We start from the raw sequence: 13742 nt of genomic DNA on the forward strand, positions 1-13742 counted from the left end.
CGGTAAGTGGGAAGGTCAGGCGCGGCCGGTATGACCGAAGCCGCCGCTGCCCCGGTGGCTGGGCGTGAATTCTTCAACCGTCTCGAAGGCGACCTGCACCACCGGCACCACGACGAGTTGCGCAATGCGCTCGCCGATATTGATGGTGAACGGCTGGCTGCCTCGATTCCAAACAGAGACAAACAACTGCCCCTGATAATCGGAATCGATCAAGCCGACGAGGTTGCCGAGCACGATGCCGTGTTTATGCCCCAGCCCCGAGCGCGGCAGGATGATCGCCGCCAAGCCCGGATCTTCAATATGAATGGCCATGCCGGTGGGAATGAGTTCGGTTTGCCCGGGATCAAGCACCAAAGGTTCGGCCAAACAGGCACGCAGATCGAGCCCGGCTGAACCGCTCGTGGCGTAATCCGGGCGCGGGATGGCATCGCCAAGACGAGCGTCCAGCCACTTGACTTCAACCTTGTTTTTCTTGCTATCAGGCATCTGTTTTTTCTCTGTTCATGATCTTGTCCAGCAAGGCAATCAACTGTGTTGCCAACAGTGTTTTATCGGCACGCTCAAACTGCTGCGCGCCATCGGCCCAGATGACACTCAAGGCGTTATCCGGCTGATCGAAGGCCAATCCTGCGCCCACGAGGTTGGCACAAATCACGTCCATGCCTTTGGCGCGGCGCTTTTGTTCAGCATAGGCCTGCAGATTCTCGGTTTCTGCTGCAAAACCGACCACGAAGGGTTTCGCGGTGCGTTGTGCGACTTCGCTGATGATATCCGGATTTTTCACCAGTGTGAGCGTCAGCGAATCGACATCGGGTGATTTCTTGAGCTTGTGTTCGGCGGGTGCACTCACACGGTAATCGGCCACGGCGGCCGCGCCGATGAATACATCCATCTGCTCCACCGCCGCCACGGCCGATTGCATCGCAAGCGCGGTTTCGACATCGACCCGATGGACTCCGGCGGGCGTGGGCAGGTTGTTCGGCCCGCAGATCACGGTTACGTCCGCACCAGTCTCACGCGCCGCTTCGGCTAAAGCAAAGCCCATTTTGCCGGAAGAGCGATTGGCAATGAAGCGTACCGGATCGATCGGCTCGCGCGTTCCGCCTGCCGTAATCACAACCCGTTTGCCTCGCCAATCAACGCGTGATCGGGCACGCAGAACCTGGGCTGCAATTTCCTCTGGCTCGACCATCCGACCGGCACCCACTTCGCCACAGGCCTGCACGCCGGATGCCGGGCCGATCACGCGCACTCCGCGTTTTTTCAGCACATCCAGATTGGCCTGGACCGCCGGATGCGCCCACATCTGCTGATTCATGGCGGGTGCGACCGTCACCGGCGCGGTCGTCGCCAGCACGAGCGAGGTCAAAAGATCGTTCGCCATGCCAGATGCCATCCGCCCCAAAATATCGGCTGAGGCAGGCGCGATCACGATCATATCGGCCCAGCGCGCCAAGGCAATGTGATCCATGCCTGCTTCCGCTTCGGGATCGAACAAATGCGTGCGCACCGGCTGGCCGGAAACGGCTTGCAGGGTCAATGGCGTCACGAATTGCGTGCCGCTCTCCGTGAGCACCACACGCACCTCGGCACCCGCTTCACGCAAGCGCCTGATCAAGATGATGGATTTATAGGCCGCTATGCCGCCGCTGATCCCGACTAAAATCCGCATAATATGTGTGCTCGTCTTTGTTGCCATGGGCGTGCCATACAGTCCATAGTGTACCAGTACCACCGGAGAACCCAGCGCCTGCCATGACCCGATCAGCGCCCCATGACGACAAACACGATCACACACCCCACGGTGTTCCGGATTCATCTGGAAACTCGCCCCGAAATTCGCCCGAAAAAACACCAGAAACACCGCCCGAAACACCGCCCGAAACATCACCAAAGAAACGACGACGCTGGCGCAGATGGCTGATTGAAATCGCGGTGTTTGTCGGCGTGTTGCTGGCGGTACGCGCGTACATGGCGCCTGCCATTCCAACCGATTTCGCGGATGCGCCCTTACCCGCCATCACCTTCCCGACACTGACCAATGGTACAACGGGGCCGGGCACAACAACCTTGGGCAGTAACCCGCGGCCCACGGCGCTGGTGTTTTGGGCCACCTGGTGCGGCGTTTGTCATGTCGAACTGCCCTGGCTCAATGACCTGGCCAAAACACACCGCATCATCACTGTCGCCATGCAATCGGGCGACGCCGAAGCCGTGCGCGCATACCTGAACAAGAACCAGTTCAATCAGCTCAGGGTCATCAATGATCCCAATGGGCAAATCGCCAAACAATTCGGTGTGTCCGTCACCCCTACCCTGTTTTTCATCGCGCCCGACGGCCGCATCGCGATGGCCGAAACCGGCATCACCAGTCCCTGGGGTATTCGCTTGCGTTTATGGTGGCTGGGGCTATGAGAACGTGATCAAAAAACCGCCGCGCAACTGAGAGTTTGAGCGGCGGTAATGCAAAAAACATTTAAGGGCTGGGGCAGGTTGTCTGTCAATACCTGTCAGAACAGTTAAACGGATGCCCACAATACCGCGAGGTGGTAGTGGGTATCCATTCAACAAAGCCCTTCGATGGACCTTACGCGGCGTTAACCAGTGTGGCCATCAAATCGTGGATGTCGGTTGCCTTGGGCTTGATGAGCCAGAACTTCGGCAGGAACAGTTCAAAGTATTCCAGAATTTCCGCTGCCCGTGCGCTGCCGGTTTTGGCCAGATGGGTTTCCAACGTGCCGCGCAGGTGCTGGCGATGACTTTCCAGTTCTGCCGCTTGCAGACGATTGATGTCAATCAGCTCATGGTTGTAGCGGTCAACGAAATCGTTGGCTTCATCCAACACATAGGCAAAACCACCGGTCATGCCGGCGCCGAAATTCACGCCCGTGCGGCCGAGAATGGTAACGATGCCGCCGGTCATGTATTCGCAACCGTGGTCGCCGCAACCTTCGATGACGGCAACGGCGCCGGAGTTGCGAACAGCAAAGCGCTCGCCTGCCTGGCCTGCTGCGTAGAGTTGCCCACCCGTGGCGCCATACAGGCAGGTATTGCCGATAATGGGCGTTTCGAAGGTGGTAAATGTGCTGCCTTTGGGCGGGTAAATGACAAGTTCACCCCCGGCCATGCCTTTGCCGACATAATCGTTGGCATCGCCTTCGAGTGTCATGTTCAGGCCGCCTGCATTCCACACCCCGAAACTCTGGCCGGCAATGCCGGTAAATTTGAGGTGAATCGGCGCATCCACCATGCCAAGGTTGCCGTAGTGTTTGGCAATTTCGCCGGATATGCGAGCACCCATGGAGCGGTTGATATTCTTGATGTTGAAATTGAATTCACCACCCGTTTTCGCTTCGATGGCGGGCAGAATCTGCCGCACGATCTCTTCTGCGAGTTCGCCCTGATCGTGCGGGGTGTTGTGCGGCGCGATGCAGCAGGTGGCAGCGTCGCTAATCAGGCCGCCATCTGAAATCAGCGCGTCCAGATTGAGATTGGCCTGCTTTTCGGTTTGCGGCTTGCGTTGCTTCAAAAGATCGGTACGGCTGATGAGTTCATCGATCGAGCGCACGCCCAGTTGCGCGAGCAGCTCACGCACTTCCATGGCGATGAAGCGGAAGTAATTCATCACCTTCTCGACATTACCCTTGAAGTGGTCGAGGCGCAGCACCTTGTTCTGCGTGGCTATGCCTGTCGCACAGTTGTTGAGGTGGCAGATGCGCAGATACTTGCAACCCAGCGCAATCATCGGGCCGGTACCGAAACCGAAACTTTCGGCGCCCAGAATGGCGGCCTTGATGACATCCAGACCGGTTTTCAGTCCGCCGTCGGTTTGCAGGCGAACCTTGTCGCGCAGGTCGTTCGCGCGCAGGGTCTGATGCGCTTCGGCCAGCCCCAGTTCCCACGGTGAACCGGCGTATTTCACCGAGGTGAGCGGGCTGGCACCGGTGCCGCCGTCGTAGCCGGAAATCGTGATCAGATCAGCGTAGGCCTTGGCGACACCGGCCGCGATGGTGCCGACGCCCGGCTCGGAGACGAGCTTGACCGAAACGAGGGCTTCGGGGTTGACCTGTTTCAAATCGAAAATCAGTTGCGCCAGATCTTCGATGGAGTAGATGTCGTGGTGCGGCGGTGGGGAGATCAGGGCAACACCGGGGCGGGCATAACGCAGGCGTCCGATAAACGCATCGACTTTATGGCCGGGCAGCTGCCCACCTTCGCCGGGTTTGGCCCCTTGCGCAATCTTGATTTGCAGCACTTCGGCATTGACGAGGTAATGCGGGGTGACGCCAAACCGTCCGGAGGCGATCTGCTTGATTTTGCTCATCTTGGCCGTGCCGAAGCGCGCGGGGTCTTCGCCACCTTCACCCGAGTTGGAACGGGCGCCCAGCCGGTTCATGGCTTCTGCGAGCGTTTCATGGGCCTCGGGCGAAAGCGCACCGAGGCTCATGCCCGCCGAGTCGAAACGGCGGATGATGGATTCGAGTGATTCGACCTCATCAATCGGGATCGGCTGGGTATCGTGTGCCAAATCGAACAGGTCGCGCAAGGTGGCGATCGGGCGGTGGTTCACATGGGCCGAATACTGCTGCCACAGCGAGAAATCCCCGGTGTTGACTGCCTGTTGCAGGGTTTGCACCACATCCGGGTTGTAGGCATGGTACTCGCCGCCATCGATGTATTTGAGCAGGCCGCCCTGACGTGGCCGCTTGCTCTTGAGTGAGGCTTCACGGTGCAGGATTTTCTGGTCGGCTTCGAGATCGACGAACCGTGCGCCTTCGATCCGGCTGGTGGTGTCCTTGAAGCAGAGGTTGACCACTTCGCTCGCCAGACCAATGATTTCGAACAATTGGGCGCCGCGGTAGCTGGCCACGGTGGAAATCCCCATCTTGGAGAGGATTTTTTTGAGGCCCTTGCCCAGCGCTTTGACATAATTGCTGGTGAGTTTTTCGCTGCTATCCGCCGAAATCTGCTTCGTTTGCCGCATGTTTTCGATGGCTTCGAAGGCGAGATACGGATAGATGGCGGTGGCGCCATAACCCAACAGAACGGCACAGTGGTGCGGGTCGCGCGCGGTGGCGGTTTCAACGATGAGGTTGGCATCGGTGCGCAGACCGTCGCGGATCAGACGGTGATGGACTGCACCGGTGGCCAGCAGGGCATGAATCGGCAGGCGATCGGCGCTGATGCCGCGATCGGACAATACGATGATGACCTTGCCCGCACGAACCTGGGCGACCGCTTCGTCGCAAACCCGCTCAATCGCCGATTGCAGGCCTTCATTGACCGGGTAGTTGAGGTCGATGCGGCAGGACGCAAAATCGGGATCGGTTTGCGCCACCAGTGCCTGGAACTTGGTTTCACTCAGAATGGGGGTTTCCAGTTGCAGGCGATGCGCATGCTCGGGTGTTTCCGCGAAGATGTTGCGCTCGCGCCCGATCAAGGTTTCGAGCGACATGACGATGGCTTCGCGCAGCGGATCGATTGGTGGGTTGGTCACCTGCGCGAATTGCTGGCGGAAATAATCGTACAGCGAGCGCTGGGTCTGGGAGAGGACGGCCATCGGCGCATCGTCGCCCATCGAGCCGATTGCTTCCTGTCCATCTTCCGCCATGACGCGGATGACCTGATCGCGTTCCTCGAAGCTGAGCAGGAACTCTTTTTCGTATTGGCTCAATGTATCGACATCGAAGGGCTGGCTGGTGAGCTGGCCTTCGTCCAGCGCGCTGGCAAGTCGCACGGCATGGGCCTTGAGCCAGGCACGGTAGGGCTGGCGACCTTTCATGAGATCGTCAATGGCCTCGGGTGCCAGCAACTCGCCTTTGGCCGTATCGACTGCGATGATCTGACCGGGGCGAACGCGCCCCTTTTTCACGACATCAGAAGGATCGTAATCCCATACGCCGATTTCGGAGGCGAGCGTGATGTGACGGTCTTTGGTGATGACCCAGCGGGCCGGGCGCAGGCCGTTGCGATCCATGGCGCAGGCCACGGTCTGGCCGTCGGTCATCACGATACCGGCCGGGCCATCCCAGGGTTCCAGATGCATGGAATTGTATTCGTAGAACGCACGCAGATCGGCATCCATGTGTTCCACGTTCTGCCAGGCAGGCGGCACGATCATGCGCATGGCGCGCAGCATGTCGACGCCACCGGCCAGCAGCGCTTCGAGCATGTTGTCCATGGAAGAGGAGTCGGAACCGGTCGTATTCACCAGCGGGGTGACGAGACTCATGTCGGGAATCAGTGGTGTTTCAAACTTGCTGGAGCGCGCCAGGGCCCAGTTACGGTTGCCTCGAATGGTGTTGATTTCGCCGTTGTGCGCCAGATAGCGGAACGGTTGCGCCAAACGCCATTCCGGGAAGGTGTTGGTGGAGAAGCGCTGGTGGAAGACGCACTGGGATGAGGTGAGCGTGCTGTCCTTGAGATCGAGGTAAAAACCGGCGAGATCGTCGGGCATCATCAGCCCCTTGTAGGAAATCACCTGAGCCGACATCGACGGCATGTAGAACACCGGATCGTCGGCCAGACGTTTTTCGGCTACGCGGCGAGCTATGTACAGACGCGTGTCGAATTCGCGCGCGGTCAGATTCGCTGGCGCGTTGACGAATACATGCAGTACATCCGGGCGTTTGGATTCAGAAATGGAACCGAGCACGGAAGGGTCGACGGGCACATCGCGCCAGCCGGCGACCGTCAGGCCCTGTGCCGCGAGTGTTTCGCCCAAGGTGGTTTTAACGGTTTGGGCAGATGCCGCGTCACGGCCGACGAAGACCACGCCGACGGCATATTGATCGGCCAGCGTAAAGCCCAGCTTTCCTGCTTCTGCACGGAAAAAAGCATCTGGTTTTTTCAGCAGAATGCCGCAGCCATCGCCTGATTTGCCGTCGGCAGAAATACCGCCACGATGGGTCATGCGCGCCAGTGCTTCGATGGCCGTGGAAACCAGTTTGTGGCTGGGCTGGTCGTCCATATGGGCGATCAGGCCAAAACCGCAGTTGTCCTTTTCGAAACTCGGGTGATACAGACCGGCGGTTGGGGCGCGATTCATCAGGCTAAAACCTCTTCTCATTCTTAAAATACAGACCCGAAACCCGTGTTCAAGAGCGCGCTCTCAAGCCTGGGGCGGGCGGTGCAGCGGATCAAGCAAAGGCCTGACGGGCCGGCAAGTGAAAGCCCAGAATCCATCCGTTGCTTTCCATTGCTTGTCAAAATATAGCATCTACCGTGTGTTTCACGGACAAAATGGGGCCGAATTTTAGCGGCATGTGGCAAAGCTGGCAAATTTACGCCAGCTTGCAGGGCGATGTGCGCCGATTTGGCTGAACGGTCAGGGCGTTAAGACCGCGCGGATAGAGCCGAACGACCGTGGGTACGGCTTGAGTTTTTGCAGGGTGGAAGGCAACTGTGTGACGCCTTTGCGCGCAGCTTCCAGCGTGGCAAAGTCGCCCGCGGTGACGGTGTACAGCACCTGATTGTTCTTGGTCTGGGAGAACACATGCCAGTCGTTGATGTGCGCACTCGCAGCGTATTTTTTGATGAAGCCCAGCGCTGCTTTCTCATCGTTGAACGCACCGAACTGGATCGAGGCACGCTTCGGGGCACGGGCGCGATACCACGCATTGTCCACCCCTTTGACGTCAACGTGCCTGACGGCTGGCTGTGGCTTGGTTGCTTTTGCGACCGGGGCTGCGGCCTTCACCTGTGGAGCGGTTTTTTCCACCGGTTTTATTACGTGCTCAACCGGCTTGTCCACTGGTGTCTGAGGCTTGGGTGGGATCAGGTGCGGCTCACTCACGACCGGGGCTGCTGCTTGCTCAGCAGTTTTGTCGGTTCCTGCCGGTTTGGTGGCCGGAGCTGGTGTCGGCGTGGTCGTTTCATCTGATTGGGGCGCGGCCGGGGCGGCGGCGGGCGATGTCGTCGGTGAAGGCGACGCGGTGATCTGATTGTCCTGGATGCCCGGGGTACTGGCTGCGCCGTCATTCGGCAACGGGTTGCCTGTTTGCGACGTGTCGTTGCTGGCCAGTGATGGTGCCGTTGTGGCCGGTGTTTCGGTCGGTGTTTGGGTCGGTGTTTGGGTCGTCAGCGGCAGGGTTTGGGGTTCTGCCGGTTTGTCGGTGGAGCGGGTGAGTAGCGCGAAACCGCCGAAGGCAATAATGGCCACACTGATGCCGGCAGCGATCAGTAATGTCGGACTGAAGCGCTTGGGCGGCGTTAGGTGATCGGACGGACTGAAACGGCTGCCAGCTTCTGGGTCATCGACGAACAGTGATTGGGTCGTTGCCGCGGCCGGTGCTTCAGTAGATGTTTGTTCTGTTGAAGGCGGAGCTTCTCCCAGCAGTTGGCACGGGTGCATATCACTCTGCATTTCGGAGAGTTCGGGTTCGAGCCGGAGTTGATCGGTCAGACCGATATCGCCCGTTAACAGGAACAGCAGTTGGTTTGGTGCATAGTCGTGCGCCGCACGCAGGTAACTGACCATCTCTGACCATTGCGGGGTGTTGAGCCATGCATGGGCATTTTCAATGATGACCAGAATGCGTTCGGATGCCGTGAGCGCTTCGTGAGCGGCGGTGGCCAGTTCTTGTGGGGATTCGATTCTCGGCGAGAGCTGCAACGCGTCGGTGACCAGGGTGATGATCGCCGATGGGGTGGTGGTCGGGCTGGCTCTCAGGCCGAGGATGTCGATGTGATCCGGCAGCTGATCGTCCAGCAGTTTGACGAATGCCCGTCGTTCCGGTTCGGATGCGCTCTCGACCAGGATCGTCCGGTCGGCGTACTTGATCAGTTGCGTGATCAGATTGGCTTGTTCGAGGGCGTGTTGCTGCGCGGTATTCATGAGGGTGTCCATTCAAATCAAAGAGGCCGTTGCATGGGTGTGTCGTAGCGTATCCATTAGGGTTTCTTCCGAAGCCTTATCGGTGACGAGCGCCGAACCGAGGCCGTGCAGCAGAACCAGTCGAAGCCGTCCGGCCTGTACTTTCTTGTCACTGTCCATGAGGCTGCGGATCGTTTCGACGCTGAGCTCGCTTGGGCTGCTTGTCGGCAAACCAGCGGCGGCCACAATGCGATAAACGCGGGCCAGATCGGTAGCACTGATCCATTCGAGCCGGTGGGAAAGGTCGGCCGCCATGCACATGCCGGCACCCACGGCCTCACCATGAAGCCAGTTGCCGTAGCCCATACCTGCTTCGATGGCGTGACCGAAGGTGTGCCCCAGATTGAGCAGGGCGCGCAGGCCGCTTTCACGTTCGTCCTGATTGACGATATCGGCCTTGATGGCGCAAGAACGTGTGATGGCGTGTTTTAAAGCGGCTTCGTCACGGGCGCGCAGCTTGGCCATATTGGCTTCGATCCAGTCGAGGAAATCCACATCCCAGAGCAGGCCGTACTTGATGATTTCCGCCAACCCGGCCGACAGTTCCCGATCGGGCAGGGTGTCGAGCGTACGGATGTCCGCGATGACACAACGGGGCTGGTAAAACGCGCCGATCATGTTCTTGGCGCGAGGGTGATTGACCCCCGTTTTTCCACCAACTGAGCTATCGACCTGCGAGAGCAGTGTCGTCGGAATCTGGATGAAGGGCACGCCACGCTGGTAGCTGGCGGCGGCAAAGCCGGTGATGTCGCCGATCACGCCGCCGCCCAGGGCAACCAGCGTGGTCTGGCGGTCGCAGCGCGCATCCACCAGGGCATCGAAAATGGTGCTGAGTACCTCAAGGGATTTGTACTGCTCGCCATCCGGCAACACGATCTGTTCGACTTTCTTGAACTCACTTAATCCGTTGATCAACGCATCGGCATAAAGCGGGGCAACGGTGGTGTTCGAGACGACGACCGCGGTGTCACCCGGAATGTGTCGGGCCAACAGCTCGGGCTGCTTGAGTAAATCGACCCCGATGTAGATCGGATAACTGCGATCTGCCAGGTCAACAACCAGGGGAGCGGTGTTCGTGATTGCAGCTGCAGTATCTGGCATGGGGCCACCTTCGTTCATGGAGACAGTAAGTTGGACGAGTACGATACAGTCCTCAAGTTATGGACTATATCAGGAAGATGGAAACGCGGCAGCCGCAGCGTGGCGACGTCGAGCGGCATTATTTACGCTCTACCGGCATCCAGCCGCTGGACCCTTTCAAGAGTTGCAGGCGCGCGTGATAGGTTTGCGTTTGTCCTGCCTTGAAATTGCCGAATTGCAGCATCAGGCCAATTTGCCCGACGGTGCCCAGTAAACTGCTGGCCGAATCGGCGCTTTGCAGTGATTTGGCAACCTGTTCTGCGCTTTGTTTGAAGATCAATGTGGCGGCGGTATCGACCGTCCATTTCTGATCGTGTTCGGCCGAATTGAGGGAATCGATGTGTTCGACTACGATGACTTTGCCGGACGGATCGAGTTGATCTTGCAGAATCTGTCGCACGGAGTCCTTGTCGGGGCCGTTGTTGAACAGGCAGCCGCCCAGAGACATAAAAACAACAGACAAAAGAACCAGCGAAAAGAGACTACGGGTCAAAAAGGTCAATGGTCGCAAGGCGAAGGCTCCTTAAAACAGAGTATGGACTCGGGTATCGAACGGGATGGGCCGGAATCTCGAAGCCGGGCTACAGGCTACAGGCTATGGGCCAGCTGGCCGCGCAATGCCGGCCTTGAGGTTGTCCCAATGCGCCCAGTTCTGGCTTCCGGGCGGCGTTTGCACATAAAACCCGAGCGTCGACAGATAGTGGCGCACGGTGGCCGCATCCGTCCGGGCCAGCGCGCGATCCACGCTCAAATCCAGATGCATGACCTCTTCGAGTCGGCCAAAAGGTGCCAGTATTGTCGCGTCCAGCGTTTCCGGCAAGGTGCCCTTGGGCAGAAACAGATACAAATCGGCTTTTTTCAGGCTTTTGTAGATAGTGCAGTGCATGGTGATCAATTTTGGTGGTGAACGAGGCGAAGTTTATCGCAAATGCAGCGTAAACCGATTTTTCATGCGAGGATGCGCAGCATGAATACCGCCTGGTTAGCCCCTTTTCGCCGTGTCCTGACCTCGCGAACCGAGCTGGCGGTTCTGTTGCTTGGGTTTTCTTCGGGGCTGCCATTCCTGTTGAGTTCCGGTACCTTGCAAGCATGGTTGACGGTGAGTCATATCAGCACGTCCACAATCGGCTTGTTTGCGCTGGTCGGGTTGCCCTATACGCTCAAGTTTCTCTGGGCGCCTTTGCTCGATCGATACAGCCTGCGCTGGCTGGGGCGGCGTCGAAGCTGGATGTTGCTGGCGCAGGTCGCCATCGCGCTGGCGTTGCTGGCCATGGCAATCACGAAACCGGAAAGCCAGATCTGGGCCTTTGCTCTTTTGGCATTGATGTTGGCGACACTTTCAGCCACGCAGGATATCGCCATAGATGCGTGGCGAACTGACACACTCAGCCCCGAAGAGCGTGGTTTTGGCGCGGCATTGTTCGTTATGGCCTATCGCCTCGGAATGCTGGCGGCCGGTAGTCTGGCGATGATCTTCGCGCAATATTTCGGTTGGCCGCTCACCTATACGGCGATGGCCGTGTTCATGGGTATCGGCATCGTCGCCACCTTGATTGCCCCGGAGAAAAACACCCTGGAGCTGGCACCGCCGAGCTTGATGGCAGCGGTGGTCGAGCCGCTGCGGGAGTTTTTTGGACGACGCGAAGCCTGGGCCTTGCTGGCACTGATTGTGCTGTACAAATTCGGTGATGCCTTCGCCAGTGCGCTTTCAACCACGTTCCTTATTCGCGGTGCCGGTTTCAGCTTGGCCGAGATTGGCCTGATCAACAATGGACTGGGGTTGGTCATCACCCTCGTCGGCGGTTTGTTCGGCGGTTTGTGGATGATCAAGCTGGGGCTGTTTCGCTCGCTGATGGTGTTTGGTGTATTGCAGGCGGTGACGAATCTGGGTTACGCCCTGCTGGCAGTGGCGCCCAGCCTGGAGTTGATGGTGCCGGTCATCGCGCTGGAACATTTCACGGGCGGGCTGGGTACGGCGGCCTTTGTCGCCTTGCTGATGGCCGCTTGCGACATCCGTTATTCCGCCACGCAATTTGCCCTGTTGTCGGCAATTGCCAGCCTGGGGCGTGTTTATCTCGGGCCGGTTGCGGGGTTGACGGTAACCGCCTTGGGGTGGCCCAGCTTTTTTGTGCTGACTTTTATCGCCGCTTTGCCCGGGCTTTGGTTATTATTCAAACTTAGGTCGATGATCCAGCAAATGGATCGTTCGCCGAATTAACCCGGGAGGGTGTGCTATGCGTTTGAGAAATCAGGTTTTAATGGCCGTTGTGGCCGGTATGTTCAGCGTGAGTGTCGGCAGCACGGTTGCGCGTGCCGACCCGCCACCTTGGGCTGGCGGACAAGATCGATCGGATAAACATCACGGTGGCGACCATGATCGCGGCGATGATCGTCGTGGTGAGCGAGCGGATCGTGGGCACGATCACTACCAAATCACCACCCGAGAGCAGTACTACATCAACGACTGGTATCGCCGCCACGGGCACAAGAATCATGCGCATCGACTGCCGCCGGGGCAAGCCAAAAAACTCTATCGCGGCGCACCTTGGCCACCACCGTATGCCTATGCCCCACTGCCTTACGAGGTTGTGCGCGGGTTGCAGCCATTGCCGCCCGGATACCGTTATTATCAGGTGGGTGCCGACGTGGTGATCGCCAATTTGGCCGGACGGGTTGTCACCGATGTGGTGTACGACTTGCTAAACCGTTAAGCTCCGCATCCTGACTTCCTTTGTACCATGGCCAGTAGCGTTTGAATATGACCGAGCAATCTTCCCGCCCTGCCGCTGATGCGGCTGATCAATCCCCATCCCGCGATCTGGCTCTTGATCAGACCGGCCCCATGGCATCGGTGCCGGATGCTACGGCATCGGCAGAAGCCGACATGACTTCTGAAACATCCGTGGAACAAGTAGTTGAGTCCAGCGCTGACTCCATGCAGACAGGGTTGGAGCAGACAGATTCGGAGCCCACAGATTCTGAACAAAAGACGGATAAACCCGCCAAAAAGCGGGTTCCGCCGCAGGAAGTCATCGCCCGTCTGGTCGCGGCCTGGCCTTCGGCTTTCTTTGCGGAGCCGCGCTCGGTCAAGCCACTGACGATCGGTGTGTTGCAGCAGATTCTGGCGAATCGTCCGGCTGAACTCGATGGCTTGAACAGCCACGCGATTCGCACGGGCATCAAATTTTATACATCCCGGTTGTCGTACCACTACGGCATGGTGCACAACACGCACCGCATCACGCTCGCGGGAGAACCGGCCGAGGAAGTGGACGATAAGGCGCGCGAGTTTGCCAAAGCCCAGATCCTAGCGATCAAGCAACAGCGAGAAGCGCGCCAAAAAGCAAGCCAAGCTGAACAGAATCCGGAGGATGCAGCCTCGGGAGCGCAGGCCGCGGATGAGCCCGCGGAGGGCAAGAAACCGTCCCGTTCCAAGCAGGCCCGCAAACCGCGCCCCGCCAATGGCAGCGAAGGAAAAGGGCGTGATGCAGATGCTGGCACACCATCAGGGCAGCGTCCGCGCCGTCCGCGCCGGGATCAGGCGCGCCCTCCGCGATCAGACAAGCCGGTGGCTTCCGGTACTCAGGCTGCGGCACCCGCAACCGAGAACCTGAGTATGGAAGAGAAGCTCGCCCGTCTGGCACAGCACTTCGGCAAGCCCGGTTAAGCGCCCGGTTAACAGCCAGATTAGATCGATAACAGACCGCTGTATTCAATCAGACCCTTT

At 58.7% G+C, this 13742-nt stretch carries 11 protein-coding genes; 4 read left to right on the forward strand and 7 right to left on the reverse strand.

The features are described 5' to 3' along the window. Positions 1–15 precede the first annotated feature (15 nt). Together dut and coaBC are read right to left on the reverse strand one after the other, a co-directional pair. A complete protein-coding gene (gene dut, locus PHD44_RS05010; protein WP_300188731.1) occupies positions 16–486 on the reverse strand; it encodes a dUTP diphosphatase in 471 nt (156 codons plus the stop codon). Then, complete coding sequence (gene coaBC, locus PHD44_RS05015) at positions 479–1672, reverse strand: bifunctional phosphopantothenoylcysteine decarboxylase/phosphopantothenate--cysteine ligase CoaBC (RefSeq protein ID WP_300188734.1); 1194 nt, start codon at positions 1670–1672, stop codon at positions 479–481. The genes dut and coaBC overlap by 8 nt, the downstream gene beginning before the upstream one ends. Before the next feature lie 83 nt (positions 1673–1755). On the opposite strand from coaBC, the gene PHD44_RS05020 reads away from it, so the two are divergent. Beyond that, the gene (locus PHD44_RS05020) at positions 1756–2415 is read left to right on the forward strand and encodes a redoxin domain-containing protein (RefSeq protein WP_300188737.1); all 660 of its coding nucleotides are present in this window, start codon (positions 1756–1758) and stop codon (positions 2413–2415) included. A 172-nt stretch (positions 2416–2587) separates the two neighbouring features. On the opposite strand, the gene gltB is transcribed toward PHD44_RS05020, so the two are convergent. The 5 genes from gltB to PHD44_RS05045 form a co-directional block, all read right to left on the reverse strand. Next, a complete protein-coding gene (gltB, locus tag PHD44_RS05025) occupies positions 2588–7048 on the reverse strand; it encodes a glutamate synthase large subunit (protein WP_300188740.1) in 4461 nt (1486 codons plus the stop codon). Positions 7049–7327: 279 nt separating this feature from the next. Further along, positions 7328–8836 carry an SPOR domain-containing protein gene (locus tag PHD44_RS05030; protein ID WP_300188742.1) on the reverse strand — a complete coding sequence of 503 codons (1509 nt, stop codon included), beginning with the start codon at positions 8834–8836 and terminating at the stop codon, positions 7328–7330. Between the two features lie 12 nt (positions 8837–8848). Then, the gene (gene aroB / locus PHD44_RS05035) at positions 8849–9976 is read right to left on the reverse strand and encodes a 3-dehydroquinate synthase (protein ID WP_300188745.1); all 1128 of its coding nucleotides are present in this window, start codon (positions 9974–9976) and stop codon (positions 8849–8851) included. Between the two features lie 118 nt (positions 9977–10094). Beyond that, positions 10095–10526, reverse strand: coding sequence for a hypothetical protein (locus tag PHD44_RS05040; RefSeq protein ID WP_300188747.1), 432 nt, complete (start codon positions 10524–10526; stop codon positions 10095–10097). 84 nt (positions 10527–10610) lie between these two features. Further along, the gene (locus PHD44_RS05045) at positions 10611–10901 is read right to left on the reverse strand and encodes a YcgL domain-containing protein (protein ID WP_300188749.1); all 291 of its coding nucleotides are present in this window, start codon (positions 10899–10901) and stop codon (positions 10611–10613) included. Positions 10902–10982: 81 nt separating this feature from the next. Between PHD44_RS05045 and PHD44_RS05050 the strand changes: the two genes are divergently transcribed. From PHD44_RS05050 to PHD44_RS05060, 3 genes are read left to right on the forward strand one after another with little or no spacing between them, the layout of a single operon-like run. Further along, positions 10983–12233 carry an MFS transporter gene (locus PHD44_RS05050; protein ID WP_300188750.1) on the forward strand — a complete coding sequence of 417 codons (1251 nt, stop codon included), beginning with the start codon at positions 10983–10985 and terminating at the stop codon, positions 12231–12233. 16 nt (positions 12234–12249) lie between these two features. Then, complete coding sequence (locus PHD44_RS05055) at positions 12250–12726, forward strand: hypothetical protein (protein ID WP_300188753.1); 477 nt, start codon at positions 12250–12252, stop codon at positions 12724–12726. 47 nt (positions 12727–12773) lie between these two features. Then, on the forward strand, positions 12774–13682 hold the full coding sequence (locus PHD44_RS05060) for a ProQ/FinO family protein (RefSeq protein WP_300188756.1): 909 nt from the start codon (positions 12774–12776) through the stop codon (positions 13680–13682). The last annotated feature ends 60 nt before the right edge of the window (positions 13683–13742 follow it).

Origin of the sequence: Halothiobacillus sp. (assembly GCF_028710545.1) — a bacterium.
In the GTDB taxonomy this organism is placed as follows: Bacteria; Pseudomonadota; Gammaproteobacteria; order Halothiobacillales; family Halothiobacillaceae; genus Halothiobacillus.

Coding starts and splice junctions, on each gene's coding strand:
- dut (WP_300188731.1), bottom strand. CDS start 486: ATGCCTGATAGCAAGAAAAACAAGGTTGAAGTCAAGTGGCTGGACGCT.
- coaBC (WP_300188734.1), bottom strand. CDS start 1,672: ATGCGGATTTTAGTCGGGATCAGCGGCGGCATAGCGGCCTATAAATCC.
- PHD44_RS05020 (WP_300188737.1), top strand. CDS start 1,756: ATGACCCGATCAGCGCCCCATGACGACAAACACGATCACACACCCCAC.
- gltB (WP_300188740.1), bottom strand. CDS start 7,048: ATGAATCGCGCCCCAACCGCCGGTCTGTATCACCCGAGTTTCGAAAAG.
- PHD44_RS05030 (WP_300188742.1), bottom strand. CDS start 8,836: ATGAATACCGCGCAGCAACACGCCCTCGAACAAGCCAATCTGATCACG.
- aroB (WP_300188745.1), bottom strand. CDS start 9,976: ATGCCAGATACTGCAGCTGCAATCACGAACACCGCTCCCCTGGTTGTT.
- PHD44_RS05045 (WP_300188749.1), bottom strand. CDS start 10,901: ATGCACTGCACTATCTACAAAAGCCTGAAAAAAGCCGATTTGTATCTG.
- PHD44_RS05050 (WP_300188750.1), top strand. CDS start 10,983: ATGAATACCGCCTGGTTAGCCCCTTTTCGCCGTGTCCTGACCTCGCGA.
- PHD44_RS05055 (WP_300188753.1), top strand. CDS start 12,250: ATGCGTTTGAGAAATCAGGTTTTAATGGCCGTTGTGGCCGGTATGTTC.
- PHD44_RS05060 (WP_300188756.1), top strand. CDS start 12,774: ATGACCGAGCAATCTTCCCGCCCTGCCGCTGATGCGGCTGATCAATCC.